This window comes from Gordonia sp. NPDC062954, from assembly GCF_044543825.1.
GTDB lineage: Bacteria > Actinomycetota > Actinomycetes > Mycobacteriales > Mycobacteriaceae > Gordonia > Gordonia tangerina.
The window spans coordinates 1-2,182 of the sequence record NZ_JBITWL010000068.1; the positions used below are offsets into that span (position 1 = coordinate 1).

The 2,182-nt window shown below is 65.2% G+C and carries 2 protein-coding genes; both read right to left on the reverse strand.

Annotated elements, in window-relative coordinates; genetic code table 11:
* Positions 1–62: 62 nt before the first annotated feature.
* Complete coding sequence (gene istB / locus ACIGKQ_RS25295) at positions 63–923, reverse strand: IS21-like element helper ATPase IstB (protein ID WP_396575178.1); 861 nt, start codon at positions 921–923, stop codon at positions 63–65.
* Positions 920–2,182 (reverse strand): Mu transposase domain-containing protein (locus ACIGKQ_RS25300; RefSeq protein WP_396575179.1); only part of this gene is annotated, 1,263 nt, incomplete at its 5' end. The genes ACIGKQ_RS25300 and istB, both read right to left, overlap by 4 nt.

The following is a 2,182-nucleotide window of genomic DNA, read 5'->3' on the forward strand; positions in this document are numbered from 1 at the left end:
TGACGAGGCTCAAGAAACTTCCCCAGGTGTGCTCGCTGAAATTCCCCACCTGTGGGCGGCTCCTACTGTAGCGTCCGTCGGGTTGGCGCGGTGGCGGTGCGCTGGTTTTGGGTGCGTGCGTGGTGGTCGCGTAGTCGGTAGGAATCGCCGTCGAGTTTGAGCACGACTGAGCGGTGCAGCAGTCGGTCGAGCATGGCGGCGGCGACGGTGGTGTCGCCGAGGACTTCACCCCATTCGGCGACTGACCGGTTGGTGGTGATGACGATGCTTGTTTTCAAATATCGTTGTGCCACAACTTGAAACAATGCTGACGCGGCTTCGGCCGGCAATGGTAGATATCCGAGTTCGTCGATCACCAGCAGGGTGGGGCCGGCGAAGAACCGCATGCAGGTGGCCCAGCGGCCCTCGATGGCGGCTTTGTGGCAGCGCGCGGCCAGATCGGCGGCGGTGGTCACATAGGTGCGGTAGCCGGCGTGCACCGCGGCATGTGCCAGCCCGACCGCGAGGTGGGTTTTGCCGGTGCCGGGTGGGCCGATGAGTAGCACGTTCGTCGCCGATTCCAGATACGCGCAGGTGCCCAGTTCACGGATGAACGCCCGGTCGACTCCGGGGGCGGCGTCGTAGTCGAACCCGTCCAGGGTGGCGGGGGTGGGCAGACAGGCGAACCGCAGCCGCCCGGCCAGGCGACGGGCCTCGGTGGCATCGACCTCGATGCCCAGTAGGTGCTCAAGGGTGTAGGTCATCGTCCACTCCTGCTCGGCAGCGATCTGCAGCACCTGCGGTAGGGCTTGCGCGGCGGCGTCGAGTTTGAGTACGGCGAGATGCCCACGCAGCTGCTGATACACCGAGACCGCCGATTGTGACTGCGGCGCATCATTGGTCGGATTCACGGTGGTGGTGGTTGTGTCGGTCTTGTTGGTCATGGGAGTTGGGTCCTGTTCTGTGCGGCGCGTTCATACACGCTCAGGTCGATCACCGACGCCTGAGCTGTTGGCGCGGTGGTGTGTGTGGTGTTGTGACGCAGCGCCTCTGCAGCTTGTCGAGCGGCTTGGCCCGGTGGGATGCGTTCCTTGCGGCGATGCGGCCGGCGACTCGATGAGGCGCCGGCCTGGGCCAGGGTGTCCAGGGCGACGACATGGCCGTGGTCACGCACTTGGGCTCCCGAGCCTGCAGCGGCCAGGCGGTGGCGGGCGATCACGATGCCCGAGTCGGTGGCGATGTCGATATGCCCGTCGCCGAGTCGTTCGCTGACGTGCACGTCGTTCATCGCCAACTCCGGGGGCACCGAGTACTGGTTGCCCTTCCACGCCACCAACGCCTGGCGAGACACTTTCCGCACCTCGGTGACCGTCGTCGGGTACGGAGCCGCTGGCGGGGCGCTGAGCGGTTCGCGCTTGGCGACGGTGGCCACGTTCGAGCGCCCATCTTTGGTTCGGCGCATACGCACATCTGAGCGGGTCCGGCAGAACGTGTCACAACTGGCCTGGGCTTGCTCGACGGTCAGCTCGTCGGGAAGTGTGCGCCACCAGCGTTGCGCGGCAATGTGATTGGACTTCTCCACCACACCTTTGCGGTTCCCACGCCGGGGTGGACACACGGCTACCGAAACACCGTAATACTTGGCGACACCAGCGAACTCGGCGGTCAAGGCCCCGGTTGCCGGGTGACACACCGTGGCCATCCGGTCGAACCGCCACGACTTGGTGACCCCACCCAAGCGGCGGGTGATGCGGTCGATACCGGCGATCACCTGCGGGCGGGTCATATCAGGTGCCAGATAGCCGCGCCACCGCCCCGAATGCGACAGTGACCCGACCAGCAAGAACGCGGTCGAACCCCAACCCCACTGCGATGGAGGATTCGGCAACTCCACCCAATCCCATTGCGTCTCTTCACCTGGCGGGTGTTCAATGATCGCGTTCGCCCGTTCGGTGACCTGCGCGCAGTCCGCACACTTTGGTCGCAGACCGCGAATCCGGATCTGGCGGGTCAGGGTCTGATACGACTGGGCGTAGCCGAGGTCCTCAAGTTCATCGCACAACGTGCGCGACCACAGATGCGGGTCCTCGTCGAGTCGGGCCCGAACATAGTCCAGGAACGGCTCGAACGGATCCACCGCCGGTTTCTTACGTTCGCCCGGGGTGCGCTCACCATTGAGGTAGGCCCGGATCGTCTTCCTATC